The 25,550-nt window shown below is 60.1% G+C and carries 30 protein-coding genes; 15 read left to right on the forward strand and 15 right to left on the reverse strand.

Going from position 1 to position 25,550, the window contains the following annotated elements; genetic code table 11:
• Positions 1-232 (reverse strand): hypothetical protein (locus tag B7L09_RS32185; RefSeq protein WP_217902020.1); only part of this gene is annotated, 232 nt, incomplete at its 3' end.
• Here B7L09_RS32185 and B7L09_RS24835 point away from each other — a divergent pair.
• Both B7L09_RS24835 and B7L09_RS24840 read left to right on the forward strand, forming a co-directional pair.
• Complete coding sequence (locus tag B7L09_RS24835; RefSeq protein ID WP_094471060.1) at positions 224-757, forward strand: gluconokinase; 534 nt, start codon at positions 224-226, stop codon at positions 755-757. The genes B7L09_RS32185 and B7L09_RS24835 overlap by 9 nt on opposite strands.
• 82 nt (positions 758-839) lie before the next feature.
• Positions 840-2,192 (forward strand): GntP family permease, encoded by a 1,353-nt coding sequence (locus B7L09_RS24840; protein WP_094471061.1) that lies wholly within the window; start codon positions 840-842, stop codon positions 2,190-2,192.
• Between the two features lie 113 nt (positions 2,193-2,305).
• Here B7L09_RS24840 and alaC read toward each other — a convergent pair whose 3' ends face one another.
• Positions 2,306-3,523 (reverse strand): alanine transaminase, encoded by a 1,218-nt coding sequence (alaC, locus tag B7L09_RS24845; RefSeq protein WP_094471062.1) that lies wholly within the window; start codon positions 3,521-3,523, stop codon positions 2,306-2,308.
• Positions 3,524-3,661: 138 nt separating this feature from the next.
• Between alaC and B7L09_RS24850 the strand changes: the two genes are divergently transcribed.
• The 3 genes from B7L09_RS24850 to B7L09_RS24860 all read left to right on the forward strand — a co-directional run bounded on the left by B7L09_RS24850 (position 3,662) and on the right by B7L09_RS24860 (position 5,681).
• Complete coding sequence (locus B7L09_RS24850) at positions 3,662-4,324, forward strand: LysE family translocator (protein ID WP_094471063.1); 663 nt, start codon at positions 3,662-3,664, stop codon at positions 4,322-4,324.
• A 68-nt stretch (positions 4,325-4,392) separates the two neighbouring features.
• Positions 4,393-4,878 carry a GyrI-like domain-containing protein gene (locus tag B7L09_RS24855; RefSeq protein ID WP_094471064.1) on the forward strand — a complete coding sequence of 162 codons (486 nt, stop codon included), beginning with the start codon at positions 4,393-4,395 and terminating at the stop codon, positions 4,876-4,878.
• 305 nt (positions 4,879-5,183) lie between these two features.
• Positions 5,184-5,681 (forward strand): GNAT family N-acetyltransferase, encoded by a 498-nt coding sequence (locus B7L09_RS24860; RefSeq protein ID WP_094471065.1) that lies wholly within the window; start codon positions 5,184-5,186, stop codon positions 5,679-5,681.
• A gap of 134 nt (positions 5,682-5,815) precedes the next feature.
• Here the strand turns inward: B7L09_RS24860 and B7L09_RS24865 are convergent, their stop codons facing one another.
• Complete coding sequence (locus B7L09_RS24865) at positions 5,816-6,421, reverse strand: pyridoxamine 5'-phosphate oxidase family protein (RefSeq protein ID WP_094471066.1); 606 nt, start codon at positions 6,419-6,421, stop codon at positions 5,816-5,818.
• A gap of 7 nt (positions 6,422-6,428) precedes the next feature.
• Positions 6,429-6,914, reverse strand: a complete 486-nt coding sequence (locus tag B7L09_RS24870) for a GNAT family N-acetyltransferase (protein WP_094471067.1) — start codon at positions 6,912-6,914, stop codon at positions 6,429-6,431.
• Between the two features lie 141 nt (positions 6,915-7,055).
• On the opposite strand from B7L09_RS24870, the gene B7L09_RS24875 reads away from it, so the two are divergent.
• The 4 genes from B7L09_RS24875 to B7L09_RS24890 all read left to right on the forward strand — a co-directional run bounded on the left by B7L09_RS24875 (position 7,056) and on the right by B7L09_RS24890 (position 9,661).
• Positions 7,056-7,481, forward strand: a complete 426-nt coding sequence (locus B7L09_RS24875) for a YybH family protein (RefSeq protein ID WP_094471068.1) — start codon at positions 7,056-7,058, stop codon at positions 7,479-7,481.
• A gap of 81 nt (positions 7,482-7,562) precedes the next feature.
• The gene (locus B7L09_RS24880) at positions 7,563-7,907 is read left to right on the forward strand and encodes a YciI family protein (protein ID WP_094471069.1); all 345 of its coding nucleotides are present in this window, start codon (positions 7,563-7,565) and stop codon (positions 7,905-7,907) included.
• A 27-nt stretch (positions 7,908-7,934) separates the two neighbouring features.
• Positions 7,935-8,426, forward strand: coding sequence for an SRPBCC family protein (locus B7L09_RS24885; protein WP_094471070.1), 492 nt, complete (start codon positions 7,935-7,937; stop codon positions 8,424-8,426).
• Positions 8,426-9,661 carry an RNA polymerase sigma factor gene (locus B7L09_RS24890; RefSeq protein WP_094471071.1) on the forward strand — a complete coding sequence of 412 codons (1,236 nt, stop codon included), beginning with the start codon at positions 8,426-8,428 and terminating at the stop codon, positions 9,659-9,661. The genes B7L09_RS24885 and B7L09_RS24890 overlap by 1 nt, the downstream gene beginning before the upstream one ends.
• Positions 9,662-9,782: 121 nt before the next feature.
• Here the strand turns inward: B7L09_RS24890 and B7L09_RS24895 are convergent, their stop codons facing one another.
• The gene (locus B7L09_RS24895; protein WP_094471072.1) at positions 9,783-10,637 is read right to left on the reverse strand and encodes a LysR family transcriptional regulator; all 855 of its coding nucleotides are present in this window, start codon (positions 10,635-10,637) and stop codon (positions 9,783-9,785) included.
• 90 nt (positions 10,638-10,727) lie between these two features.
• Here B7L09_RS24895 and B7L09_RS24900 point away from each other — a divergent pair, with 90 nt between their 5' ends.
• The gene (locus tag B7L09_RS24900) at positions 10,728-11,162 is read left to right on the forward strand and encodes a multidrug/biocide efflux PACE transporter (RefSeq protein ID WP_094471073.1); all 435 of its coding nucleotides are present in this window, start codon (positions 10,728-10,730) and stop codon (positions 11,160-11,162) included.
• 151 nt (positions 11,163-11,313) lie between these two features.
• Here B7L09_RS24900 and B7L09_RS24905 read toward each other — a convergent pair whose 3' ends face one another.
• Positions 11,314-12,072 (reverse strand): SDR family NAD(P)-dependent oxidoreductase, encoded by a 759-nt coding sequence (locus B7L09_RS24905; RefSeq protein WP_094471074.1) that lies wholly within the window; start codon positions 12,070-12,072, stop codon positions 11,314-11,316.
• Between the two features lie 121 nt (positions 12,073-12,193).
• Between B7L09_RS24905 and B7L09_RS24910 the strand changes: the two genes are divergently transcribed.
• The gene (locus tag B7L09_RS24910) at positions 12,194-13,090 is read left to right on the forward strand and encodes a LysR family transcriptional regulator (RefSeq protein WP_094471075.1); all 897 of its coding nucleotides are present in this window, start codon (positions 12,194-12,196) and stop codon (positions 13,088-13,090) included.
• Between the two features lie 130 nt (positions 13,091-13,220).
• Here the strand turns inward: B7L09_RS24910 and B7L09_RS24915 are convergent, their stop codons facing one another.
• Both B7L09_RS24915 and B7L09_RS24920 read right to left on the reverse strand, forming a co-directional pair.
• On the reverse strand, positions 13,221-14,837 hold the full coding sequence (locus B7L09_RS24915; protein ID WP_094471076.1) for an inorganic phosphate transporter: 1,617 nt from the start codon (positions 14,835-14,837) through the stop codon (positions 13,221-13,223).
• A 220-nt stretch (positions 14,838-15,057) separates the two neighbouring features.
• Positions 15,058-16,080, reverse strand: coding sequence for a transporter (locus B7L09_RS24920; protein ID WP_094471077.1), 1,023 nt, complete (start codon positions 16,078-16,080; stop codon positions 15,058-15,060).
• Positions 16,081-16,363: 283 nt separating this feature from the next.
• On the opposite strand from B7L09_RS24920, the gene B7L09_RS24925 reads away from it, so the two are divergent.
• Entirely contained in the window at positions 16,364-17,986 is a 1,623-nt protein-coding gene (locus B7L09_RS24925) for a methyl-accepting chemotaxis protein (RefSeq protein ID WP_094471078.1), read from the forward strand.
• A 204-nt stretch (positions 17,987-18,190) separates the two neighbouring features.
• The gene (locus tag B7L09_RS24930; RefSeq protein ID WP_094471079.1) at positions 18,191-18,535 is read left to right on the forward strand and encodes a hypothetical protein; all 345 of its coding nucleotides are present in this window, start codon (positions 18,191-18,193) and stop codon (positions 18,533-18,535) included.
• Here the strand turns inward: B7L09_RS24930 and B7L09_RS24935 are convergent.
• The 3 genes from B7L09_RS24935 to B7L09_RS24945 form a co-directional block, all read right to left on the reverse strand.
• A complete protein-coding gene (locus B7L09_RS24935; RefSeq protein WP_094471080.1) occupies positions 18,532-19,710 on the reverse strand; it encodes a GAF domain-containing sensor histidine kinase in 1,179 nt (392 codons plus the stop codon). The genes B7L09_RS24930 and B7L09_RS24935 overlap by 4 nt on opposite strands.
• Before the next feature lie 137 nt (positions 19,711-19,847).
• Complete coding sequence (locus tag B7L09_RS24940; protein WP_010457288.1) at positions 19,848-20,153, reverse strand: PepSY domain-containing protein; 306 nt, start codon at positions 20,151-20,153, stop codon at positions 19,848-19,850.
• 249 nt (positions 20,154-20,402) lie between these two features.
• Positions 20,403-21,530: a glycerophosphodiester phosphodiesterase gene (locus B7L09_RS24945; RefSeq protein WP_094471081.1), complete on the reverse strand. Its 1,128-nt coding sequence runs from the start codon at positions 21,528-21,530 to the stop codon at positions 20,403-20,405.
• A gap of 235 nt (positions 21,531-21,765) precedes the next feature.
• Here B7L09_RS24945 and B7L09_RS24950 point away from each other — a divergent pair, with 235 nt between their 5' ends.
• Positions 21,766-22,092 carry a DUF2025 family protein gene (locus B7L09_RS24950; protein ID WP_094471082.1) on the forward strand — a complete coding sequence of 109 codons (327 nt, stop codon included), beginning with the start codon at positions 21,766-21,768 and terminating at the stop codon, positions 22,090-22,092.
• A 123-nt stretch (positions 22,093-22,215) separates the two neighbouring features.
• Here the strand turns inward: B7L09_RS24950 and B7L09_RS24955 are convergent, their stop codons facing one another.
• Positions 22,216-22,539, reverse strand: coding sequence for an antibiotic biosynthesis monooxygenase family protein (locus tag B7L09_RS24955; RefSeq protein ID WP_094471083.1), 324 nt, complete (start codon positions 22,537-22,539; stop codon positions 22,216-22,218).
• On the reverse strand, positions 22,536-23,243 hold the full coding sequence (locus tag B7L09_RS24960; protein ID WP_094471084.1) for a CTP synthase C-terminal region-related (seleno)protein: 708 nt from the start codon (positions 23,241-23,243) through the stop codon (positions 22,536-22,538). The genes B7L09_RS24955 and B7L09_RS24960 overlap by 4 nt, the downstream gene beginning before the upstream one ends.
• A gap of 15 nt (positions 23,244-23,258) precedes the next feature.
• Here B7L09_RS24960 and B7L09_RS24965 point away from each other — a divergent pair, with 15 nt between their 5' ends.
• Positions 23,259-24,200, forward strand: a complete 942-nt coding sequence (locus B7L09_RS24965) for a LysR family transcriptional regulator (protein ID WP_094471085.1) — start codon at positions 23,259-23,261, stop codon at positions 24,198-24,200.
• A 7-nt stretch (positions 24,201-24,207) separates the two neighbouring features.
• Here B7L09_RS24965 and B7L09_RS24970 read toward each other — a convergent pair whose 3' ends face one another.
• A complete protein-coding gene (locus B7L09_RS24970; protein WP_094471086.1) occupies positions 24,208-24,744 on the reverse strand; it encodes a DUF1003 domain-containing protein in 537 nt (178 codons plus the stop codon).
• Between the two features lie 139 nt (positions 24,745-24,883).
• Positions 24,884-25,492, reverse strand: a complete 609-nt coding sequence (locus tag B7L09_RS24975; RefSeq protein ID WP_094471087.1) for a TetR/AcrR family transcriptional regulator — start codon at positions 25,490-25,492, stop codon at positions 24,884-24,886.
• Positions 25,493-25,550: the final 58 nt, after the last annotated feature.

Here is a 25,550-nt window from a genome sequence, read left to right on the forward strand (position 1 = left end):
GGAGGTCATCAGGCGGTTGCCAAACAAAAATCGAGGCACTAAGGTAGCGCTGTCTCGATGCAGCTGCAAATGCGTGAGCGGGGTTTGCCTGATCCCCGCTTTTTGGCATTGGGAACGAACATGCTGCAACCCACAAAAATGACAAGAAGGCGTCGGCAACTTCTGCTTTTGATCCAGTGTCATATCTGGCAAAGGTAGCGCTGTCTGCGCGCTGAGGTGTTACATGAATCATTCCATCACCGCCCTGGTCATCATGGGCGTTGCCGGTTGCGGCAAGTCNNGCGTCAGCGAAGCCTTGTGCCTCCTGAACGGCGCCACCGCCATTGAAGGCGACACTTTCCACCCTGCCGCCAATATCGAAAAGATGAGCGCGGGTATCCCCCTGAACGACGAAGACCGTGCCGGCTGGCTCGACAGCCTGTGCGATGAATTGCGCCGCGTCGACGCTCAAGGCCAGCGCCCGGTGCTGACCTGCTCGGCCCTCAAACACAGTTACCGCGAACGTCTGCGCAGCGCCTTGCCGGGCCTGGGCTTCGTGTTCCTTGAGCTGACCCCTGAAGTCGCCGCTGATCGTGTCTCCCATCGGCCNGGCCATTTCATGCCNGCAACCCTNATCGACAGCCAGTTCGCCACCCTTGAATCGCCCGTGGGCGAGCCCCTGACCCTGGCTCTGGACGCTTCGAACCACAGCGTCGACCAATTGGCGAAGCAAGCTCATGACTGGTGGCAGGCCCATGGCCTGAAACAGGCCGTATGAGTTTTTTCCGAAGAGATAGCGCTGTCCTCATGGCTCGCGAATTACCCGCTTTAATAACAACAACAACCAGGAGACACCCCTAATGTTTGGCATGTCCCACGAGACGTTCCTGCTGCTCGATGCAGTGGTCACGGTGATCGGGCTTATCGTCCTGATCACCAAGTTCAAGTTCCACCCCTTCATTGCCCTGATCATCGCCGCAGCCTTTCTCGGGCTGACCTCGGGCATGCCCGTGGACAAGATCATCAAGGCGTTCCAGGACGGCTTCGGCGGGGTGCTCGGCTTTGTCGGCATCATCCTCGCGCTGGGCACGATGCTCGGCAAAATGATGGCCGAGTCGGGCGGGGCGGATCAGATTGCCCAGACGCTGATTCGGGCGTTCGGCAAGGACAAGGTGCAGTGGGCGATGATGTTCGCCGCGTTCCTGGTCGGCATTCCGCTGTTCTTCGAAATCGGTTTCGTGCTGCTGATCCCGCTGGTGTTTATCGTCGCGCGTCGCACGGGTGTGTCGCTGATCAAAATCGGCATCCCGTTGCTCGCCGGCCTGTCGGCAGTGCACGGCCTGGTGCCACCGCACCCGGGCCCGCTGCTGGCCATCGGCGTGTTTGGCGCGGACATCGGCAAAACCATCCTGTACGGCCTGATCGTCGCGCTGCCGACCGCTATTATTGCCGGCCCGATCTACGGCACTTTCATCGCCAAATACATCCCCGGCCATCCTAACCAGGAACTGGTGGATCAACTGGCTCGCGAGCCGGATTCCGCCGAGCTGCCGAGCTTCAGCATCACCCTGATCACCGTGCTGCTGCCGGTGTTCCTGATGCTGCTCAAAACCTTTGCCGACGTGGTGCTGCCGGAAGGCAATTTCGCACGCTCCTTCATGGACCTGGTCGGTCACCCGATCTCGGCGCTGTTGCTGGCCTTGCTGCTGTCGCTATACACGTTCGGCCACCGTCAGGGCATGGGATCGAACAAGATTCTGAAGTTGCTCGACGCCAGCCTTGCGCCAACCGCCGCGATCATTCTGATCATCGGTGCCGGTGGTGGCTTCAAGCAGATGCTGGTGACCAGCGGTGTGGGTGACGTGATCGGCCACATGGCAGTGAACGCGCAGATCANGCCGATCCTGCTGGCNTGGCTGGTGGCGGCGGTGATTCGCGTGGCCACCGGTTCTGCGACCGTGGCGACCATTACCGGCGCGGGGATTGTGGTGCCGGTGGTGGGCATGATTCCGGGTGTGAACCGTGAGCTGCTGGTGTTGGCGACGGGGGCGGGGTCGTTGGTGTTGTCTCACGTCAACGATGCAGGGTTCTGGCTGGTGAAGCAGTACTTCAACATGACCGTGGCCGAGACCTTCAAGACCTGGACGGCGATGGAAACCATCCTGTCCATCGTTGCGCTGGGCTTTATCCTGCTGCTGTCGATGTTCGTTTAAGCAACACCGCAACGCTTTTGTAGGAGCCGGCTTGCTGGCGATGCAGACGACTCGGTTTAACTTCTAACCGAGTCGATGCCATCGCCAGCAAGCCGGCTCCTACAGGTTCGGTATCAGGCGTTGGTTTTAGTGACTAGCCCATCCGCCCGGAACATCCCGCGAATACCGCGCACCGCCTGGCGAATCCGGTCCTGGTTCTCGATCAGCGCAAAGCGCACATGGTCGTCACCGTACTCACCAAATCCAACACCCGGCGAGACGCAAACCTTGGCCTCGGCCAGCAGCTTCTTGGCGAACTCCAGCGAGCCCATGGCGGCATACGCCTCGGGGATCTTCGCCCAGACGTACATCGACGCCTTCGGATTCTCAACCATCCAGCCCAGCTCATGCAGGCCTTTGACCAGCACGTTACGGCGTTGGCGGTACTGCTCGGCGATGTCTTTCACGCACTGCTGATCGCCTTCCAGCGCCGCAATCGCCGCCACTTGCAGTGGGGTGAAGGTGCCGTAGTCGTGGTAACTCTTGATCCGTGCCAGGGCGTTGACCAGCTCCGGGTTGCCGACCATGAAACCAATACGCCAGCCGGCCATGTTGTAGCTCTTGGACAGGGTGAAAAACTCCACCGCAATGTCCTTGGCGCCGGGTACTTGCATGATCGACGGGGCTTCCCAGCCGTCGTAGACGATGTCGGCGTAGGCCAGGTCATGCACCACCAGCACGTCGTATTGCTTGGCGAGGGCGATCACCCGTTCGAAGAAATCCAGCTCCACGCACTGGGCGGTGGGGTTCGACGGGAAGCCGAGGATCATCATTTTCGGTTTCGGGATCGAGCCGCGAATCGCGCTTTCCAGTTCCGCGAAGAAGTCCACGCCCGGAATCAGCGGCACCGAGCGCACCTGGGCGCCGGCAATCACGGCACCGTAGATGTGAATCGGGTAGCTCGGGTTGGGCACCAGCACGGTGTCGCCCTGGTCCAGGGTGGCCAGCATCAAGTGCGCCAGGCCTTCCTTGGAACCGATGGTCACGATGGCTTCGGTTTCCGGGTCGATGTCCACTGCATAGCGGTCTTTGTACCAGCGCGAAATCGCTCGGCGCAGACGCGGAATGCCTTTGGAGGTGGAGTAGCCGTGGGTGTCTTCACGCTGGGCGACGGTGACCATTTTTTCCACGATGTGCGGTGGAGTGGCGCCGTCAGGGTTACCCATGCTCAAGTCGATGATGTCTTCGCCGCGCCGACGCGCAGCCATCTTCAGCTCGGCAGTGATATTAAAAACGTAAGGGGGGAGTCGATCTATGCGCGCAAAGCGGCGCGGCGAACCTNGGTNAGCCATTGTTGCCTCGGTAACGTGAGCGCCCGGAACCGTCCGAGCGACGCTGGCCACTGCGGTGGCCTGTGGCGGAATGTAAGGGCTGTTGTGGCACACTGTCCAGCGACTCTGTAAACAAATTTGTCCGAAGGAACCCGGTTGATGGAATTTACCAGCGGCTTTCTGCTGAGCCTTTCGCTGTGCCTGGATATCGGCGTGGCCAATATCGCGATGATCACCCTGGCGATGCAACGCGGCTATTTTCAAGGCTTTGCCCTGGGCTTGGGCACCTGCGTCGGTGACCTGATTTACGCGGTGCTGGCGTTGGCGGGCATGACCGTTTTGCTGCAATACGAAACCGTGCGTTGGGTGCTGTGGATCGGCGGTTCAGCGTTGCTGGTGTACTTCGCGGCGAAGATGATTTATTCGGCGATTCACCATGAAGCGGTGCTGGCGCAGTCCGCCGAGGTGGGGCAGAACTCTCACCGCAAAGAGTTTTTCCGCGGGATCTTCCTCGCCATGTCGTCACCCAGCGCCATTCTCTGGTTTGCGGCCGTGGGCGGCACGTTGATCGCGCGCTCCGGTGGCGGTGATGCCGTCAGCTCGGCGCTGTTTCTCGGCGGGTTTCTGTGCGCCGGGGTGCTCTGGTGCGTCGCGTTGTGCTTCGCCGCGAGCCACGGCGGCAAGTTGCTGGGCGACAAACTGCTGCGTTACTCCTACATGGCATCGGCGGCGATCTTCTGCTATTTCGCGGTGTACGTGATTCTATCGGGCTATAACGAGTTTGTTGGTGCCGGCGCCGTCGAGCAGTTGCACGCCCTGTAATTTTGCGAATCGGGTTTGGCTTCTATACTCGAAGAGGAACCCACTTTTTTCGTCTCAGGAGTTGAGTCATGGATGAGCAAACAGGCGTAAAACCGGCCGAGCCACGCTTCGAACACGGGCACTTTCTGCTCATTGCAGGGCTGGGTGGTCGATTTACCCAGCAGACCACACAAGGCATTCCCGAACTCTGGGAGAAATTCATTCCCGAGATTGGCCAGATTCCCGGCCAAAAAGGTGAAGTGACCTACGGCATTTGCTGTAATCCCGACGGCAAGGGTGGTTTTGAATACATCGCTGGCGTCGAGATCGACAAACTCGACGACCTGCCCGAGAAGTACCGCTGGGTCGAGGTTCAACCCCAGCATTACGCGGTGTTCGAGCACAAAGGCACACTGGACCAGTTGCCCGCGACCTTTCAGTACATCTGGAAAACCTGGCTGCCTCAGTCTGGCCATCAAGCGGCGGACGCTCCGGAGTTCGAACGCTACAGCGAAGACTTCAACCCGAAGCTCAACACCGGCGTGCTGGAAATCTGGCTACCGCTCAAACCGTAATGAACCGAGCCCCGGACGGGCACTTCACAGTGCCCGTTCGTAGCGTTCGCTGACGTCTCGCATCCCCCCCGCACAACCTCCGTTCCGCTCGATCTATACGCCGTCTTAATACCGCTGCCCCCAATCAGTGTCCGTCCTTGATACTGCTCATGGTGTGTTCCCCCTATCGATGATCAGAGACAGGCAACACCAATAATCCGATCCGATAGAGGTGGATAGGGCGCGTTCGAAAGGAAGCAAGTATTGCTAGAATCGGCGAGCGTTATCCTGTCCTCTCACTCGCCCCAAGGTCGCTGCGATCCACCATGAACTCGTCGAACCCTGTTATCCGAAACGTCCTGTCTGCTGATCTGGACCGCTGCTACGCCATCGAAACCGTTGCCTACGAAGGCGACGAAGCCGCCACCCTGGAAAAAATCGCCACGCGCATTGCCACTTGGCCCGACGGTTTTATCGTCGCCGAAGTGGACGGCGTTGTAGCCGGTTTCATCAACGCCGGTGCGGCGTTTCAGGTTGAAATGTCAGACGAAGCGTTCAAGGAACTGATTGGCCACGACCCGGCCGGGCCGCACGTCGTGATCATGTCGGTTGTGGTGCACCCGGATTATCAGGGGCAGGGGCTGGCGAAGCGTTTGATGGGCGAATTCATCGAGCGCATGCGCGCGATGGGCAAGGCCAGCATCCACCTGATGTGTAAGGAGCGGCACATTCCGTTGTATTCCGGATTCGGCTTTGCCTACATCAAGCCTTCGGCCTCCGACCATGGCGGCATGGCGTGGCATGAGATGGTGTTGGCGTTGTAACCAACCTCTACCCACCACCGAAGATCCCCTGTGGGAGTGAGCCTGCTCGCGATGGCGGTCTGACAGTCGACACTTCTGTTGAATGTTATGCCGTCATCGCGAGCAGGCTCGCTCCCACATTGGTTAGGGGCGTGTCAGTAAAGACTGTCCCGCACCCGCGCCGGCGCTTCCCGGTCATACGTTTCGGCATCGAACTGCCCGGCGTTCAAGCGCTTGTGAAACGCTCCCGCCGTCGGCAGTGCCGAGCGCTCCAGGTGCTTCTCGGGGTTCCACAAGTCCGAACGCACAATCGCTTTCGAGCAATGGAAGTACGCCGCGTCCACCGTCACCAGCATCACCGTGCGCGCCGGTTTGCCGTTCACCGCGAAGCTCTCCAGCAACGCCGGTTCCGCGCTGATCTGCGCCGTGCCGTTGACCCGCAACGTCTCGCCGATGCCGGGAATGATGAACAGCAGCGACACCCGCGAATCGAGCACCACATTGCGCAGCGTGTCGATGCGGTTGTTGCCCGGACGATCCGGGATCGCCAGGGTCTTCGGGTCGATGATTCGCACAAATCCCGGTGTGTCGCCCCGGGGCGAACCGTCCAGGCCGTCGGGGCCGACCGAGCTGATGATCACCAACGGTGAGGCGCGGACCATGGCCTGATAGTCCTCGTTCAGAAAGGCAATCTGCTTGCGCACGGCGCGGTCGTGGGGTTGGCCGTAGATCGCCTCCAGTGCTTCGATGCTGTCGAGCATAACCACCTCAGAAAATCAGACTCATGCGCCGTTCATAACCGATCCGGCCCCTGTACGCCTCGCCGCTGTCGACCCAGCCAAATTTTGCATAGAGCGCGATAGCAGCCTCGTTGTCCGCATCCACCGAGAGTTCCAGCGCTTTGATTTCCGGAAACGCCTGCCGAGCCACGTCGGGCAGGGCTTGCAGGCAGGCCTTCCCATAACCTTTGCCCTGAGCGCGGTGATCGACTTGCAACGCATGCAAGGTCGCGCTGTGTTCATCGGCCCAGGCCGGCAACACGGGCGGGCGTTTGAGCAGCAGGAAGGCCACGGGGATGTCCTCGGCCAGCAGCGCAAATCCTTCGACGCCGGGGCCGGGTTTGGACAGCAAGGTGTGCAAGGCACCGTGGATGTCGCCGGAGAACTTGATCTGTTCTTTATGCACTTCGATGGCCTCGACCTGCTGGCGCTGGCGCGCATTCAGGCTTTCGTAAGGCACGAGTCGGGTTGTCACTGGAGTGTCCTTTTTCCAACGTAAATGTGTGTCGGATTCTAGCGAGTTTGCGTTCATGGATTATTTTTATTTCGACTGTCGATTTGGCGGTGCGCCAGACGACTAAGGGTGTCTTCACAACAAAAACCACGGAGAACCACCATGAGCGCTACCCATGAAATCCAGGCCCTGATCGACACCTATCGTGAGGCAGTCATCGCCAAAAACGTCGAGAAACTCATGCCGTTGTATGCCGACGACATCGTCTCCTACGATGCGGTCAAGGCCCTGCAATTCCGGGGCAAGGCGGCATACCGCGCGCATTGGGAGGAGTGCATGGAAATGTGCCAGGGCGAGCACAAGTTCGACTTCGACCACATGAACATCGTCGCGGACGAGCACATCGCCTTCGCCCATTGGCTGGCCCATTGCGGCGGCACCAACGAACAAGGTGAAACCCAGGCCTGCTGGATGCGTGTGACCGCCTGCTATCGGCGCGATGCCGGGCAATGGCGCATCGTCCACGAACACTGGTCGGCCCCGTTCGACATGACCAGCGGCACGACGCTGTTCAACCTTGAGCCCTGATTGTCGGGCTGTTTATCGGGAAGCAGCGCGAAAATGCCAATCAGCAGCCATAGTTGATCAGTTCGATCCGGGAGAGCCCACATGAAGTATCTATGCCTGGTCTACAGCAACGAACAGGCGTTGCACTCGCTGCCCGACAGCCCTCATGACGCCGAGTGCATGGCCTACGCCGAGGCGATTCAGGGCAGCGGCCGGATGATCGCGGCCGAGGCGCTGGAGTCGGTGCAGACCGCGACCACCGTGCGCAGGCGCAATGGCAAGCTGTCGATCACCGACGGGCCGTTTGCCGAAACCAAGGAGCAGCTCGCCGGGTTTTACCTGATCGAGGCCAAGGACTTGAATGAAGCGATCCAGGTCGCCGGCAATATCCCGGCGGCCCGGGTCGGCAGCGTCGAGGTGCGTCCCGTTCGCCAGTTGAATCCCTGAATAACAATCACAAGACAGGAGACCTGCATGAGTCCGCAACCTTATAAACATCAGCCTGCCGAATTCGAGCTGTCCATCAGTCGTCTGGTCGACGCGCCGCGCCGCAAGCTCTTCCGCGCCTGGACCGAGCCGGCCCTGCTCGTTCAGTGGTGGGGGCCGCATGGCATGACCACGCCGGAATGCGAAATGGACCTGTGGGTCGGCGGCCAGTTTCGCACCCTGATGCGCGCGCCGGACGGGACTGAGTATCCGACCATGGGGGTCTTCCTCGAGATCGTCGCGCCTGAGCGACTGGTGTTCACCGACGCGTTTATTCCCGGCTGGATTCCTTCGGGCAAACCCTTCATGTCGGCCGAAGTGACCCTCGAAGACAGGGACGGCAAAACCCTCTACACCGCCCGGGCCATGCACTGGTCCGAAGAAGACCGCCAGGCCCATGAGGCCATGGGGTTTTACGATGGCTGGGGACAAAGCCTTGATAGGTTGGTGACGCTGGTGACTGAAGGCATGCCGGACTGATGACTGATGCGTCGGTCACGGCTCGGGTCGAGCAGGTCTACCGCGAGGACTCGCGGCGGATTCTGGCGACGCTGATCCGCTTGCTCGGCGATTTCGACCTCGCCGAAGAGGCCTTGCACGAGGCGTTTTTCGTCGCGGTCGAGCGTTGGCAGCGTGACGGCGTGCCGGACAACCCGCGCACCTGGCTGGTGTCCACCGGGCGCTTCAAGGCCATTGATGTGTTGCGTCGGCGCGCGCGCTTTGCCGCGTCCCGGCCGATGTTGATCGCTCAACTGGAGGAGCTGGAGCAGGCCGACTGGAGTGAGGAAGACGTGGAAGATGATCGCTTGCGGCTGATCTTCACCTGTTGTCACCCGGCCCTCGCGTCGGACGCCCAGGTGCCGTTGACCCTGCGCGAAGTGTGCGACCTGACCACGGAAGAAATCGCCCGCGCCTTTCTCTCGGCACCGGCGACCATCGCCCAGCGCATCGTGCGCGCCAAAGCGAAAATCCGTGACGCCAAAATCCCTTATCAAGTGCCGACACTGGCGGAACTGCCCGAGCGTCTCGACAGTGTGCTCAGGGTGGTTTACCTGGTGTTCAACGAGGGGTATTCGGCGTCTGTCGGTGCCGAACTGACCCGCGAGGACCTGACACGCGAAGCGATCCGGCTCGGGCGGTTGTTGATGGAGTTGCTGCCGGAATCGGAAGTGATGGGGCTGCTGGCATTGATGCTGTTGCATGAATCACGACGCCCGGCCCGGACGTCGGCGAGCGGTGAGTTGATTGTGCTGGATGAACAGGACCGCTCGTTGTGGGATGCCGGGATGATTGCCGAGGGTTGTGCGCTGGTGGAAGCGGCGCTGACCACCGGGCGGTTCGGGCCTTATTGCCTGCAAGCCGCGATTGCGGCGGTGCACGCCGAAGCGCCCACGGCGGGGGAGACCGACTGGCAGCAGATTGTGGGGTTGTATGACGTGCTGCTGGCGGCGGTGCCCTCGCCAGTGATCGAATTGAACCGTGCAGCGGCGATCTCCAGGCGAGACGGGCCGTTGGCGGGGTTGGTGTTGGTTGACGGGATTCTGGAGCGGGGGGATTTGCTGGACTACCACTTGGCGCATTCGGCGCGGGCGGATTTTTGTCGGCAGTTGGGAAGGAGTGAAGAGGCGCGGGTGGCGTATGAGCGGGCGCTGGCGTTGACGCAGCAGGTGCCGGAGCGGCGGTTTATCGAGGCGCGGATCAAGGCGTTGAAGTGATGTAAGCCTGCTGGCCCCATCGCGGGCAAGCCCGCTCTCACAGGGTTGGCGCCCCGCTCTCACAGGGTTGGCGCAGAACCTGTGGGAGCGTGGCTTGCTCGCGATAAGGGCTGAATGACCTTCATTCCAGCATCTTGCCGAGCAACCAACTGCCCGCCGGCCCCGGCGGATGCAGCCGCGACCACAAGGCATCGACAAACACCGGTTTCGGCCAGCCCCGAACGTCCAGTTCCTGCAATGTCCCCGGGCCAAACCGCTCCACCAACCATCGCGGCAACGGTGCCCAGCCAAACCCGCCCTGGGCCATTTCCAGCAGCATCAGGTAACTCGGCGCCGACCAGACGCGGCCCTTCGCACGGCTTTCATACGGATTGACGATCGTCGCCAGACGCAACTCCCGATGCTGTTGCAACACGTCTTGATCGACGAGGTCCAGCGCCGCCAATGGATGCTCGCGGGCCACAAACAGGGCAATCTCCGTCCGCTCCTCCACGGTCGAGCTGACCAGGTCCGGCGGGTAACTGTCCTGTTTTTCGGCGAAGGCCACATGCGCCCGACCGCTTTGCACCAGCGCCACCAGGTCATCGCATTCAGCGATCAGGCATTCGAGTTCAAGGTCCGGATAACGCTGATCGAACGCACTCAGCGCCGCTTCGAAACGGTCGGACTGATAGGTGTCGGAAATCGCCACCGTCAGCTTCGGCTCAACCCCTTGGGACAGTTGGCTTGCAGTCATTTCCAGGCGGCTGGTGGCGGCCAGGATCTCCTCGGCCCGCTGCAGCATCACGTGCCCGGCCGGGGTCAGGCTCGGCTTGCGGCTGCTGCGGTCGAACAGGACCAGGTTCAGATCGATTTCAAGGCTCGCGACCGCTGCACTGATAGTCGACTGACTGCGTCCCAGCTTGCGCGCTGCCGCAGAAAACGAGCCTTGCGTCGCCGCCTGGACAAACGCTTGCAACACTTCCTGAGAGGCCATGAACTATCGCCTTGATCGATGGTTATTGATTATGAAGTATCGGCGTGAGACCGGATCATGGCAACCACAGTCACTCAGGGAGTCCCGATCATGAGCGTCAACAAATCCATTACTGAACGTATTTTCCAGGCCATCGGTTTCGAAGTGCTGGCCATCCTGATCTGTACGCCGCTACTGGCGTGGATCATGGACAAACCGATGATTGAAATGGGCGCTGTCACCGTTGTGATTGCCGCGCTTGCTCTGGGTTGGAACGTGGTCTTCAACGGTCTGTTCGATCGCTTGCTCAAACGCTATGGAATCGTCCATAACGCCTGGGTACGGGTTGTCCATGCGCTGCTGTTCGAAGGCGGGCTGGTGGCGATGGGGGTGCCGCTGATTGCCTGGTGGCTGAACGTCAGCCTGTGGCAGGCGTTCCTGCTGGACATTGGCGTGTTGCTGTTTTTCCTGCCATACACCTACGTTTATCACTGGGCGTATGACGTGGTGCGCGAGCGCGTCCTGATGCCTCGCGCAGTCAGTTGATCGCTGTTGTTTTTGTGGCGAGGGGGCAAGCCCCCTCGCCACAAGTTCGAGTTACAAAAACATCCCGCCCGACGCTTCAACGGCAGGTACCGTCAGTTGATCGCTGTTGTTTTTGTGGCGAGGGGGCAAGCCCCCTCGCCACAAGTTCGAGTTACAAAAACATCCCGCCCGACGCTTCAACGCGCTGGCCATTGATCCACTGGCTACCCGGTGCCAGCAGCAATGCAATCGCAGCGCCGATGTCATCCGGCTGACCCACCCGACCCAACGCGGTATTGCTGGCGACGTAGCTGTTCACGTCGCTGTTATCACGCACCGTGCCACCGCCGAAATCGGTTTCGATGGCGCCCGGTGCCAGGGTGTTCACAGAAATGCCGCGGGCACCCAGTTCCTTGGCCTGGTAACGGGTCAGCACTTCCATCGCGCCTTTCATCGCCGCGTAAGCGCCGTAACCCGGCAAGCTGAAACGGGTCAGACCGCTGGACACGTTGAGGATGCGCCCACCGTCCGCCATCAGCGGCAGCAGGTTCTGGGTGAGGAAGAATGGCCCTTTCAGGTGGATGTTCATCAGCAGATCGAATTGGGCGACAGTGGTGTCGACGAAGTTCGCGGTCAGGCCGATGCCGGCATTGTTGAGCAAAAAGTCGAAGTGCTGGCGATCAAAACGGCTGTGCAACACGTCGGCGACCTGGGTGGCGAACGCTTCGAAATGTTCGCTTTGGCTCACATCGAGTTGCAGCATCACCGCCCGAGCGCCGAGGCGTTCGATGTCGGCGACCAGTGCCTGCGCCTCATCGGCCTTGCTGTTGTAGGTGCCGATAATGTCGACGCCTTGGGCGGCCAGATGCAGGGCTGCGTTTTTGCCGAGGCCGCGGCTGGCGCCAGTGATCAGTGCGATTTTAGTGTTCATGGGACTTCCTCAAGGGTGGTGAGTGACGGTGTGGAGGAAGTTTATTTATCCGGCGTATGGTGATAAACAGACTGAAACTGGAATCACTGGTCGGTTAAACCGAACAATAGAGGGGCCGCCCATGAACAAGCTGGAACTGCTGCGCACCTTCGTTCGTGTCAGCGAGATGTCGAGTTTTACCTTGGCGGGCGAAAGTCTGGGCGTGCCCCGGTCGACCGTTTCGGAACACGTTCAGGCGTTGGAAGCGTTGTTGGGGACGCGCTTGTTGCAACGCACTACGCGCCGGGTTCAGGCAACGCAGGACGGCCTGGTGCTGTACGAGCGCAGCAGGGATTTGTTGTCGCACATGGATGAAATTGAAGGGCTGTTTCGTCAGGATGCGGCGTCGCTCACCGGGCGGATTCGCTTTGACATGCCGAACTTTTTGGGCCGCCAGATGGTGCTGCCGCGCTTGCCGGAATTCATGGCGCTGCACCCCAACCTCGAACTGGAAATCAGTACCACTGATCGTCGGGTCGATTTGCAGCGGGAAGGCTTTGATTGCGTCGTGAGGGTCGGTGCGCAGCCGGATCAATCGGTGGTCGCTCGCCGCGTGTGTGATTTTGCGATGGTCAATTGCGCCAGTCCCGCCTACTTGCAGCGCTTTGGCGTGCCGGAAAGTCTTGAGGATCTGGCACACCATCGACTGGTCCATTACGTCGGCGTACTGGGTTCGCGCTCGGAGGGTTTTTTGTACGAGGTGGACGACATGTTGCATCGATTGCCGATGGCGGGCAGCGTCACTGTGAACAGCACCGACGCCTATGAAGCGGCGTGCCTGGGGGGATTTGGTCTGATTCAGGCGCCGGTCAAGGGCATGCAGTCGCATTTGGATAGCGGTGATCTGGTGGCGGTGTTACCGCAGTTCAGCGCACCGTCGATGGAGGTCTCGCTGCTCTACGCCCGGCAACGGCATTTGCCGCTGCGGGTGAGGGCGTTCATGGACTGGCTGGCAAACGTCATACAGTCCACAACTTAACGCGATCCGTGTAGGAGCCGATTTGCTGGCGATCCAGGCAACGCGGTGTGTCTGTTTCACCGTGTTGTCNNGAGACCGCGTCATCGTTCTTCGCGGGCAAGCCACGCTCCCACAGGGGTATGTGGTGGGGCTAGAAGAGTTGGGTAAACAACCAATACAGGCTGCCCGACAACAAGATCGCCGCCGGCAAGGTCAGCACCCAGGCCATCAGCAGGTTGCGGATGGTCTTCATCTGCAACCCGCCGCCATTCGCGACCATGGTCCCGGCCACACCCGACGACAATACGTGGGTGGTCGACACCGGTAGCCCGAACATATCCGCTGCACCAATCGTCAGCATCGCCACTGTCTCGGCCGACGCACCTTGTGCGTAAGTCAGGTGGGTCTTGCCGATTTTCTCACCCACGGTCACCACGATGCGCTTCCAGCCCACCATGGTGCCCAGGCCGAGGGCGATGGCCACGGCGATCTTCACCCACAGCGGAATAAAGCGTGTGGAATTGTCGATCTGTTGCTTGAACAATTGCAGTTTGCCTTGGGTGTCAGCGTCGAAATTGCCGACCTTGTCCTTGTCCATCAGGCGAATGGTCTCGCTGGTCAGGTACATGTCGTTACGCACGTTGCCGACGGCTTCGGCAGGGACTTTGGCCAGGGAGCCGTAACCCTTGACCTCTGCGCCGATGCTGCCCGTGAGGGCAGCAAGGGCCGGGATCAGTTGCGGTGTGGCTTCCTTGCTGCGCACGTATTCGGAGAGCACCGGGCGCGGATCGGCCGGGGCCGGCATCGGCGCGCTTTTCACCAGCGCTTGCTGGGTGACTTCGGCGACGGCGGCGAACTGCAAGGACTGCTCGGCGGGCATGGTGCGGTTCAGCGCATAGGCCATCGGCAGGGTGCCGACCAGAATCAGCATGATCAGGCCCATGCCTTTCTGGCCATCGTTGGAACCGTGGGCGAAGGACACGCCGGTGCAGGTGACGATCAACATGCCGCGAATCCACCATGGCGGCGGGGTGTCGCCNNCCGGTGCCTTGTACAGTGCGCGGTTCTTGACGAATGCACGCAAAGCCAGCAACAACAGCGCGGCAAAGCCGAAGCCGACCANCGGTGACAGCAGCAGGGCATAACCGATCTTGATCGCCTGGCTCCAGTCCACGCCGCTGGTGCCGTCACGCCCGTGCATCAAGGCATTCGCCACGCCGACGCCGATGATCGAACCGATCAGGGTGTGCGACGACGAGGCCGGCAAGCCCAGCCACCAAGTGCCCAGGTTCCACAGGATGGCGGCAATCAGCAGGGCGAAGATCATCGCGAAACCGGCGGATGAGCCGACCTGCAAGATCAGCTCGACCGGCAGCAGGGCGATGATGCCGAACGCCACGGCGCCGCTCGACAGCAGCACCCCCAGGAAGTTGAAGAACCCGGACCAGGCCACCGCGAAGTTCGGCGGCANCGAGTTGGTGTAAATCACCGTCGCCACCGCGTTGGCGGTGTCGTGGAAGCCATTGACGAACTCAAAGCCCAGCGCGATCAGCAGCGCTACGCCGAGCAGCAGGAATGGCGTCCAGGTGGTGACCACCGTGCCGAGTTCGTGCATGTCGTGCATCAGGCTGTANGCGGTGAACAACAGCCCGCTGGCCAGCACCCCGAAAAACACCACGAGGGTGAACAGGCTGGGTTTTTTATCGAATTGGGGCCTGGCGCTACGGGCGGGAGCCTGGGTTTCGGCGGTGTAGGAGGGCGTAGCCATGAAGGACAATCCTGAGGAAGGAAGGAGTGTCCGTCATGATCGTTGCCAAATGTTACAGAGAGACTGCCTTGGGTCAGGGTTTGGGTTGTTTGCTGATCCGTTAATCAGAATTCACTTCGGTTTTGAGGCTCGCCACAGGGGTTTGATGGCGTTTTGAGGATCAATAATAATTCACTTCGGTTTTGAGGCTCGCCACAGGGGTTTGATGGCGTTTTGAGGATCAATAATCCTGGCGCTTGCGAAACGCCCAACGCCCCGCAATCACGGTAAACGTCGCGACCAGCGCCACCAGAATCCAGAACCCCTCTGGATCCCCCGACAATGGCACCCCACCCACGTTCATGCCGAAAAAACCGGCAATGATATTGATCGGCAGCGCCAGCACCGTCACCACCGTGAGGGTGAACAGCGTGCGGTTGCTTTGCTCGTTGAGGTTGGCGGCGATCTCTTCCTGCAACAGCTTGATGCGCTCACCCAAGGCCATCAGGTCGTTGATGATCAGTGCAAATTCCTCGGTGGACTTGCGCAGCTCCTTCACGTCCTCCTTCTGCAACCACTGCGGCGGCCGGTTGAGAAGTCGCAACAACGAACCCGGCTCCAGCGCCAGCAACCGTTGCAGACGCACCAGCACCCGGCGATTGGCACCCAGTTCTGCACGGTTGGTCGACAGCCGTGATGACAGCAACTCATCTTCGATCTGATCGACACTGAGGCTGGTCTTGCGCACGATCTGGGTCAGCACCTCGCCCTGATCGCGCAGCAAATGCACGAACAATTCCAGCGGCGAACGGAAGCGTTCACCGGCCTTCACCGACGAGCGCAATTTATCCACCGAGTGCAACGGTTGCAGGCGCGCACTCACCAGCAAGCGGCTGCGGGCGCACACCCACAGCGTGGAGATATCCGAGGAGACCATGCTGCTGAAGTTGAACACCACGTCGTTGACCACCGCCAGCAGGGCCGAGTCGACATGCTCGATACGGGTGGAGCGCGAGCCCTCGTGCAGGGCTTCGAAAAACTCATCCGGCAATGCCAGGTGGCTTTTCATCCAGCGCTCGCACGCGGCATGCGCGAGGTTCAGGTGAAGCCACAGAAATTCATCGCTGTCGTCCGGTTGTTGCAGGCATTGCAACGCCTTGGCCGAGTCGATCTCCCGACCACGCTCACCGGGGCGAAAACTGAAACCGTAGAGCAGACCAAACAGGTCCGGGTCGCGATGGCTTTGGTCGATGCTGTGGTTCATGAGGGCTCGCAAGAGGGGCAATCGCTCGATGTAGCAGGGTGACGGCTGGGTTCACTTGAGCCGCATCATCGCAAGCCTGGATGACGATTTTGTGACGAAAAAGTGACCGCAAACGATTGCGTTGCCGGTGGTCGGATACATCTCAAGAACCGCTCTGGCACGCCGATCACGCTTAGGTTAAGTTGCGCGCCCTCGGCCAGCCGCCGACGTCGCAGACAGGGAAGTCCGGACACCTTTCACGCTTGGTTACGGCGTGTCTCACCCCTGTCATGAGTATTACTCGATGCTGCAAAAATCCCTGAGAGCACAAATCCTCGCGTTGCTGAGCGGCAGTCTGTTGGCGATGTTGCTGATCGCGCTGGCTTGCTTTCACTTTCTGTCCAGCGGTGTTCAGAGCTACGCGAACCTGATCGAAGGCCCGTTGCACACCTCGCAGTTGATCGACGAAGCCAACCTGCAATTCAAGGTGCAAGTGCAGGAGTGGAAAAACGTATTGCTGCGCGGCAAACAGCCCCAGGACCTGGACAAATACTGGAAGCAGTTCGAGGACCGTCAGCGCGATGTGCAGGGCATTCTCGGTGAGCTCGCCGGGCAAAAAGGTATCGAGCCGCAACTGAAAACCCGCATCGAACGCCTGCGTGACGAACACCGTCTGCTGGGCGCTGCCTATCAAAAGGGCCGTGATGCCTATGTGGCGGCCGGCGCCGACCCAACGGCTGGCGACGCTGCGGTCAAAGGTGTCGACCGTGCCGCCAGCGAACAGATGACCGAATTGGTCAGCGAATTGCGCAAGCAGGGGGCCGAGCAATCGAAGCAGATCAGCGCCGATGCCGATCGCACGGTGTTGCTGGGGATCATTGTGATGCTCGCCTCGGGTCTGTTGATCGGCCTGTTGAGCCTGTGGCTGGTCAACCGCAACCTGGTTGAACCGATCCGCAAACTGATCGACTACGTCGCGCAACTCAGCCAGGGCAAGTTTGCCGACCGCGTGGCCAGCACCCGTCAGGATGAGCTGGGCAAGTTGGCGATCGCGGCCAATACGCTGCGTGACTTCCTCGCCGAAACCTTCAACCGCTTGCAGCGCAGTGCCACCGACCTGGTAAGTGCCAGCGGCGAATTGAATTCGATCGCCGGCCTCATGGCCAGTGGCACCAACGAGCAGTTCAACCGCACCGATCAGGTGGCCACGGCGATGAACGAAATGTCGGCCACCGCCCAGGAAGTCGCCCGTCACGCCGCCGATGCGGCACGTGCCGCCGACGATGCCGACCAGTCCGCCCAGCACGGCGAAAAAGTCATGCAGGGCACCATTCACACCATCACCCGGATGCGCGGCGAAATCGCCAATACCGCCACGGTCATTCGCCAGCTGGAAACCGACAGCGGACGCATTGGCAAGGTGCTGGAAGTGATTCGCGGCATCGCCGAACAAACCAACCTGCTGGCGCTCAACGCGGCGATCGAAGCGGCCCGTGCCGGTGAAGCCGGACGCGGTTTTGCGGTGGTGGCCGATGAAGTGCGCAGCCTGGCCCANCGCACGGCGGCGTCGATCATCGAGATCAACCAGATCATCCAGACCGTGCAAACCGGTGCGGTGGACGCGGCTCAGGCGATTGAAAGCGGCCAGTCGCGCAGCGAAGAAAGCGTCGAGCAAGTGACCCAGGCTGGCGCCATGCTGGAGCGGATCACCCATGCCGTGGAAGCCATCCGCGACATGAACCGCCAGATCGCCACCGCCGCCGAAGAACAGACCTCGGTGGCCGAGGACATCTCACGCAACCTGACTGAAATCACCAGCATTGCCAGCACCAACCTGGACAACGTGCAGCGCACCGAAGCGGCCGGCCGTAATTTGCATGGGTTGTCGGGGCAGTTGAATGAAGTGACGGCGCGTCTGAGCGCTTGATGGCAGGGGCTGTAGGCCCGAGTCGGTACGCAGTCGATCTCGGTCCTGCTTAAATCTGTACGGGAAGGCTAAAGGTAAACGTCGTGCCCAGTTGCTCGGTGGTACGGGGCACCTGTTAGTTCTGACAGTAGACGATTGCCGTGCACGAGCGTTTGATAGCGCTGCCAGCGCAGTGGCGCTGCTGTATTCACAAGGAGCGTTTTTATGTCTATGGATCTGCAATTAAGTCGTTTGAAAGTAGAAGGGGTTGACGATGGCGAACTCACCGAACCTCTAGGCGAAAATGGTTTGCGGGCGCTAGTCGAAGGCAACCAGAACTACAACAAAGGGGACAAGCTCGAAGTGTTCTGGAATGACGTGTCGGTGTTCACGCATACAATCACGGTGGTTGAAGAGGTGGCAGGTGTGCACTTTTACATTGAAAAACAGTTCATTAAGCTTGGTCCCGTGAAGGCGAATTACACGCTAGCCGACGACTCTGGAAATGTCGCTGTATCGCCCGTTTCTGTAGGCCCGAGTCGGTACGCAGTCGATCTCGGTCCTGCTTAAATCTGTACGGGAAGGCTAAAGGTAAACGTCGTGCCCAGTTGCTCGGTGGAGACGACGTTCAGCTTCCCACCATGGGACTGCGCAATCTGACTGGCGATGTACAACCCCAACCCGAGCCCGGTCTGCGGTGTTCCGCTGGCCGGTCGCGAGTAAGGGCGAAACAGATGGGGCAATGCTTCCTCGGCGATTTGCCCCTGATTTTTTACGCTCAGCACGAATTGCCCATCCTTGATCTGCGCGCTGACGTCTACCGAGCCCTCGGGATCGCCATGGGCAACGGCGTTCGCCACCAGATTGGAAAGCAACTGCGCGACCCGCTCGCGATCGCACTGAATGCCGTGCAGGTCGCCGATGGTGGTGTGGAGGGTGCGTTGGGGATAGATGTTCTGGACTTCTGAAATCACGTGCCGCAAGGCGTCGCCCAGGTCCGGGCACGGTGCGATGTTCACCGGAATGCCACTGCCCAACGAACCACGAGCGAAATCCAGTACGTCATCGACCAGCCTGGTCGCACGCCGGGCGCTGGTGAGGATGTGCCGGGCCCTTTGCTGATTGGCCGGGTCGGGGAGTTTGCGCAAGAGCATTTCGGCGCCGGCGCTGATGGCGAACAACGGGTTGCGCAGGTCATGGCCGAGCACGGCGATGAACTGTTCGCGCAGCTCGGTGTTCTTGCGTTCCGCGATCAGTGCCGCTTCGGTTTTTTGCAGGTTTTCTTCGGCCTCGATCTGCAGCGCCAGCATCCGCGCAAAGGATTCCATGGTGCTCTGGATCGTGCTGGACTTGAGCGGCGCAGGATTGGGATCAAGGGCGCAGATGGTGCCGAAAAAACGCCCGTCGGTGCGGAAGATCGGCACGGCAATGTAGCTTTCGAATTGATAGAGGCGAGGCGTGTGGTGATCGCGGTAGAGCGGGTCTTCACTGGCGTTGTCGATTACCACCGAATGATGCGCCTGGCGAATTTCGTGGCACAGGGTCGTGACCACATCCAGCTCGCCGCCGACCTGCAAACCGAAGTCCAGTTGATCGAGTACGGCGCAAGCGGTCCACGAGTCTTCGGTGACGCGGGCCACTGCGGCGAAACGCAGCCCCGTCAGTTCACGGATCACCTGGAGAATCGCCGGCACCGCGCTGATCCGACCGATTGTGGCAATGTCTGCTGCCGCTGTTTGCCCCATATCAATCAATCTCTGCGTAATCACCGTTGAGGGATTCTAGCGGGCTGGTGCCGTAATGGCGCGTGTTGATTGCGTGAATGCGGCATGCAAAAAAGCCGCACGATCCGAAGATCGTGCGGCTTTGTTTTATACGGGTATCAGGTGTCTTGTTTGTCGCTCAGGACTTTGCCGGTGGTGGCATCGAAGTCCACGTCGAATTCTTTGCCGTCAGCGGTTTTCAGTTCCACTTCGTACTCGTAGTTGTTGAAGTGGTTGTCCAGGTCGGTGTCGGTGATGGTCGCACCCGGGTGCAGTTTCAGCGCCGCCTGGTTCATTTCTTCCAGTGGCTTGATCTTGCCGCTCTTGACCAGCTCAGGGATCTGGTCGACGCGAACGTCAGCCTGAGCCAGGCCAGCGGTGAGGGTCAGGGCAGCAGCAGTGAACAGGGCAGTCAGGGTTTTCATGAGGTTCTTTCCTTGGGGTGATCTGTTTAAGTGAGTCCAGATTAACTGTGGCAACTTAATTCACCCTTAATTCCAAAGACCGTGTCGTTTGGAAGATTTCGCGGACAAGCCTCGCTCCTGCAGGTTCCGGGGTTGCCACAAAAATGTCGGCATCCAAAAATTCTGTGGGAGCNATGTCGGCATCCAAAAATTCTGTGGGAGCGAGGCTTGCCCGCGAAGAAATCGACGCGGTGTCGTGTCAGCTACCGATCAATACCCATTGTTCTGCAGCAACTGCCCAACGGTGCCCGCCGCCGGGCGTTTGTAGAACTTCAGCAATTCGCTGGCGCGGTTGGTGAAGATGCCATCCACGCCGGCGTCCATGACTTTCTGGTAATCAACCGCTTCGTCGATGGTGTAGACGTGCACCAGCAGGCCTTGATCGTGGGTGTACTGGTTCATCCACGGTTTCACCAGGTCCGAATAGCTCTGATCGCCACCCTTGGTCAACGCGGCCGAAGGACCGGTGCCGATCGCACCCTGGGCCTTGGCGTACTCGACCCATTGCTGGAACTCGGCTTTGTCTTTCGGTTCCTGTTTGGCGTAGTAAGTGGCCTTGTCCTTGTCGCCGGACTCGGCAAACGTCACTTTGGATTTCGGCTCGATACTGCCTTCGCCAACCCATAACAGCAGGATCTTCGGCACTTGCGGCATTTCCTTCTCGAGCAGTTCGAGGCTGCTCTTCTCGAAGGTTTGCAGCACGACTTTGCCTTTGCCCTGGCCGACCGCCAGATTGCTTTTCGCCAGTTTGGAACCGGCCGGGCTTAGCCAGCCGCGATCCTGCAATTTATCCTTGAGGTCGCGCTCGAGGCCGGGGAATTGCTTTGGCTCTTTGGTCTCGATGTACAGGCCGGGTTTGTGCTGCGGGTTGCCTTCGGCGATCTTGATGATTTCGTCCAGGCTCAGGATCTTCAGGCCGACGAAGGAAGGACGTGCGCGATCCGGGTATGCGGCGTTGAACCAGCTACCGGCATCCAGGGTTTTCAGTTCGGCGAGGGTGAATGCGTTGGCCGGGCTGTCCTTGCGATCCGGGAATTTGGTGGCCACGTCGGTGGTGCGCTGCAGGTTGTTGTCGTGCAGGGCGAATAGCACGCCGTCCTTGCTGCGTTGCAGGTCCATTTCCAGGTAGTCGGCGCCCAGGTCACGGGCCAGTTTATAAGACGCGGCGGTGGATTCCGGTGCATCGTAGGACGCGCCACGGTGGGCGATCACCGCCGGGTGCGGGATGCCCAAACGGGTTGCCAGAGCCGTCGGGCTGGGCTCGTTGGCGGCCTGTGCCTGGCCGAAGCCCAGCAGCATGCTCAGCAGCAGGGCGCTTTTGGTGAAGGTAACAGGCATGTTCGAGGTCCTTTCGCGTTGAGTTTTCAAAGACGTCTCTTTTAACAACTGAGCGCCGCCAGCGCTATCGCCAGACCGACATAAACGTGTTTAAAGCAGATTTTTTCAGCGCTTTTGTGCAGTTCTTTGCAGTACTCTTGGCCCCGGCGTTTCCCCGGCAGAGGGAAATCCGATTGCTTGTCCTTGCGTGTAAACCATCGTTCACCGGTCGTTAACGACCTTTTGTGAGGTTTATATGCGCATCACTTCCGAGCTTATCTGCCAGGCCGCCAACCAACTCAAAGGCTTCGTCGGCCTCAATCGCAAGACCGGCCAGTACATCGTGCGTTTCAGCGAAGACTCGTTTGGCATGGACGTGGCGGATGACGGGATTATTCCCACCAGTGAATTTGTCTGGGTATCGGGACCGCAACAGGCCATGACGCTCAAGCGTGAGTTGATTCAATTGTTGCTGGACCAGAATATCGATGACCGGATCAATGTGACCGAGCCGTTGCGGGTGTACATGAATCGGCGGGAAGTGCCGGAGATTTCGGCGGTGCGGAGTCTTGTTCAGGGCTGAGGCTTTTGTGGTGTTTGTGCTGGCCTTATCGCGGGCAAGCCCGCTCCCACAGGTTATGTGTCGTACACAAAACCCGTGGGAGCTGGCTTGCCTGCGAGGGCGGCATAAAGGGCAGCACAACTGTTACTGCTGAAACCGATAGTCGCGCTCAACCTTGCACACCCGCGTATGACACGCCGAATACCACGTCGACCGCCCCCGATCACGAATCTCACTGTGCTCAGGATGATGTTTCCACGCCAGAATCGCTGCCTCGCTGGCCCAGTACGACACCGTAATCCCCACCCCATCTTCGCCCCGAGCCGACTCAACACCGAGAAACCCCGGCTGCTCACGGGCCAGTTCCACCATGCGTTCGGCGGCCTCGGCGTAGCCTTGATCGCCGTCGGTGCGCAGAGAGGTAAAAATCACCGCGTAGTACGGCGCTGATGGCGTATCGGCAATCATGGCTGTTGCCGCTTGCAGGCTTCAACCAACGCCCGTGCCAGCGGCGGTAGCGTGCCCTTGAGCGCGGCGCGTTCGGGTTGGAACAGGGTGGCGACGAAAAACGGATGACCCTGGAGCTCCACCGCCCGCAAGTCGCCGGTCGAGTCATGGCCAACGGCGCACAACTGTTGGGTCAATAACTCACGCTCGAACGCCGGATTCACGCCATAGCGGCAGCGGTATCCCTCAACGATCTCAGCGCTTTCGTACACATTGGCGATCAACGAGCCTTTGACCAGATGAATGTTGTCCGTTGCTTCCACCAATGAACAGGTCAGCGGCGTGAGTAACGTGCGTGCTGCATCGGGATGGGTTTCGCCGTGTTCGGCGTCTTCCCAACCCAACACGTTTCGGGCGAACTCAAGCACCGCGTGTTGAAAACCGCCGCAGGTGCCGAGGAACGGTCGCTGCTGTTCTCGGGCAAAACGGATCGCCCGCAACGCGCCGTCCATGTCGCGGTAAGGGCTGGCGGGCACGCACCAGAAACCGTCGAAGTGGTGTAACGGGGTGGCGGCGTTGATGTGATCGGTGGCCAGCCACTGAAATTGCACCTCCACGTTCAGCTGTTCGGCAGCCATGCCGAGCGCCACGGGAATGGCTTGGTGGGCGGTGACCTGTGGGTCGTAGTCACCGATCAGGGCGATGCGAATGGCGGTGGTTTCCATGAGTGATCTCGACGCTTGTTGATTCCTGGCACCCACTATAGATTGGCGTTCACGCATTCAATATTGGCGTTATCCCAAGTGATCAATGCAGCGACGCACTATCGACTCGACTACCCAGACCTGGCGCTGATTCTCGCCTTGGTGCGCGGCGGCTCTCTGGCCCGGGCATCGGCGCTGTTGAAAGTCGACGTGTCGACGGTGTTTCGCGCGGTTCGCCGACTGGAATCCGCGCTGGGTCAGCAACTGTTCGAAAAAAGCCGTGCCGGTTACCTGCCGACCACGCTCGCCCAGACCCTGGCCGAGCAAGCCGAGCATGCAGAACAAGCGTTGGAGGCGGCGCGCATTGGGGTGGAGCAGGGCGGCGAAGTGATCAGCGGTACCGTGCGCCTGACCTGTACCGATTCGGTATTGCAAGGCCTGCTGTTGCCGGCGTTGGCGCGGTTCATGCCCGATTACCCGGCGTTGACGCTGGAACTGAGCACCTCCAACGATTTTGCCAACCTCAGCCGTCGCGATGCCGACATCGCCTTGCGTCTGACTCGCACACCGCCCGGGCATCTGGTTGGCCGACGACTGGCGGATATTTCCTATCGGGTCTGTGCCAGCGCGGCGTACCTGAAATCGGTCGATCCTGAAGACCTGGCCTCGCTGACCTGGATCGCGCCAGATGACTTTCTACCCGACCACCCCACCGTTGCGTGGCGGCGCCAGCAATTGCCCGGCGTCACGCCCGGTTATCGCTGCAACAGCATGTTGTCGGTGACCGAGTTGGTGCGTGCCGGGCTGGGCGTCGCGGCGTTGCCGGACTTTTTGATCGGAGACCAACTGCAACCGCTGACCGGCCCGTTGCACGGCTACGACACCGCCCTATGGTTGCTGACACGTCCGGACTGCCGCGCGTTGCGTTCGGTGGTGACCTTGTTTGATGAGTTGGGGCGGGCGCTTCGATTGCCGTGACCGGGTGCTAATCCTTCGGATGATCTTTCACTAAATGCTGATGCATTTCCGAGGTCAGGTTCTCGATGCGTTCGGTCAGGGTCTTGGTCATTTCGGTGAGCCGGGTGTTTTGCTCAAGCAACGCCAGCAGTTGCGCGGTGTTCTGCGCCGCTTGTGCCTGGCGTTCGCTGTTGGCCACGGCGAGGGATTCGCGGTGCAGGGCGTCGGCGTCGGACTGGGCTTTGTCCCGCGCGGCCTGACGGGTCTGGGCCAGCAGGATCAGGGGCGCGGCATAGGCCGNTTGCAGGCTGAACGCCAGGTTGAGCAGGATGAACGGGTAAACGTCGAAGTGGGTCACGCCAAAGACATTGAGGCAGACCCAGAGCACCACAATCAGCGTCTGGGCGCCCAAAAAGGTCGGTGTACCGAAAAACCGTGCAAAGGCCTCGGCGCGCAGGGCAAATTTGTCGTTGCCGAACGTCGGCGCCAAGTGAGCGTGGGCGCGGTGGAAGCGCAGGTGATCGACGGCAGCGGCGGGTTTGGTTTCGTGGGTCGGGGTGGTCATGATGCTCTCTGCATGGCGCTGGGACTGACGCTCACTATAGCCCCAGCGCCAGTTTCATTCTGAAACACATTGCTGCGGTTTATTCAGCGCGTCCCGTGATTGATCTTTCGGCAGAGATTGTCATTTATGGCAGCTCGATTCAGCGCTGATAACAGGCCAGGAACATGTCCAGCGCCGACTCCACCACGGTGCTTTGCATTTCGTCTGACAGCGCCGGGAGCCCCATGGAAATCTGCGGCCAGAACGCAAAGGATTTGAGCATTCCCTGGATCTGCTGCGCGGCAAATTCGGGGTCGACCGGTTTCAATCGACCGTCCGCCTGGGCGGCGCGAATCCACACAGTCAGACCCTCTTCACGCTCACCCATTCGGGCCACCATGTTCTGCGCGCGCTCGGGAGAATGGATGGTGGCAGCAATCGCCACCCGCGCCAGGTCGAGAAAATTGTCATCGCCCAGCATCTGCAATTTCGCCTGCAACATCAGGCGCATTTGCTCGCGCAGGGGCAGGTCAGGGCGGTAGGACGTTTCCTGCTCTGCCGTCACCCGCGCCCACAGTTGATTGAGGATTTCGGCGAACAATTCTTCCTTGCTGGGGAAGTGGTTGTACACCGTGCGCTTCGACACGCCAGCAGTGGCGGCGATCTTGTCCATGCTGGTGATGTCGAAACCGTTGGCACGGAATTCGGCAATCGCCGCCTGGATGATCGCTTCGCGTTTTCGGTCGGTGAGGCGCTGTGGAGCTGTCATAAGTACGCTTCGGCAGTGGGCAGAGAAGAATTACACTCGGCAGTTTACTTGTGATCGG

Source organism: Pseudomonas mandelii (genome assembly GCF_002251635.1).
In the GTDB taxonomy this organism is placed as follows: domain Bacteria; phylum Pseudomonadota; class Gammaproteobacteria; order Pseudomonadales; family Pseudomonadaceae; genus Aquipseudomonas; species Aquipseudomonas mandelii_B.